We start from the raw sequence: 1,199 nt of genomic DNA, 5'->3' as shown, positions 1-1,199 counted from the left end.
TTAAAAATGTAAATGCAGGCAAAGGTTTACCAAACTTTCAACCCTTCAAAGAATTTGGAGTAGGGAAGATGCCTTTTGATGCCATGATAAAAGACAACACGTATATCGTAGGGTTTTTTCTTTCAAAATCTTTTGGTGTTATAGATCTAGATGAGATGAAATTTACAGAGATAAAAGTCACAGCCAAAGACAATAAACCTGTACTTAAAATTCCCCATTTTGGTTTTTGGTCACTCAGTAAAGATAGAACTTTTATCCCCGCTGTGGGTGACAATGCAGTGATGGTATATGACACAAAATTTAACTTCATTAAAAACATAGAGACACAAGGTTTACCTGTCTTTACTTCACTTAGTCCAGATAAGAAGTATTTGGCTGTGACCTTTTCAGGTAAAGATTTTCCTACTATTGAGATAATCGATACAAAAACGTTAAAAATTATGGAAACTTTTACCTTTAAAGGTAAAGTACTTCATCTTCGTTGGTCTAATATAGATGAATATTTGTATGTCTCAGTGAATGGACAAGGTGACAAACGTGACCAAAATAAGGTCAATGTCATTAATACCAAAGAGTGGTATTTGGAGCGTGAAATTTTTAATATTAAACATCCTTCAGGTATTTTCATTTATCAGAGGGGATGAGAGTCAATAAGTGCAAGTCCTGCTTTATACTTGATTTTAGGATTTTATTTTTTAGTTATTATGAATAAAAGGAGCGTATTATGAAAGGTTTTTTACATCCAGTTATGATTACATTTTATGTGGTGACACTTATTATCTCTTTACCTTTTATGCTTCCTGATAAAAGTACAAAAGTCTATACAGATAAAGCGTTAAGAGAAGCTGCACTTTCACGAAATATGTTACCTGTACCTAAAGACTATGATGCCTTACTCAAGGAAGTAGATACAAAAGATAACCCTATGAGCAGAGAGAAAATAGCTTTAGGGAAAAAACTCTTTTTCGATACCTTACTTTCACAAGATAAAACAATTTCATGTGCTTCGTGTCATAACTTAAAAGAGGGTGGAGATGATGATGTACCTACTGCGATAGGGTATTTAGGGCAAAAGAATCCTTTTCATTTAAATTCTCCAACAGTACTTAATGCAGCACTTGCAAAATCTCAGTTTTGGAATGGACGTGCTAAAGATGTTGAGGAACAAGCAGGAGGTCCTGTACAAGCACCTTTTGAGA

Annotated in this window: 2 protein-coding genes; both read left to right on the top strand. The window is 33.9% G+C overall.

Translation table 11 applies throughout. From position 1 onward, the window contains the following. The coding region (locus AC3WVG_RS12090) for a cytochrome D1 domain-containing protein (RefSeq protein ID WP_488798369.1) at nt 1-644 on the top strand (644 nt) is incomplete at its 5' end. Nucleotides 645-724: 80 nt separating this feature from the next. Further along, on the top strand, nt 725-1,199 hold a 475-nt coding region (locus AC3WVG_RS12085), incomplete at its 3' end, for a cytochrome-c peroxidase (RefSeq protein ID WP_488798368.1).

The organism is Desulfovulcanus sp. (assembly GCF_982781345.1).
The sequence above is the reverse complement of the archived record's forward strand: the minus strand, read 5'-3'. Positions and strand labels throughout refer to the sequence as shown.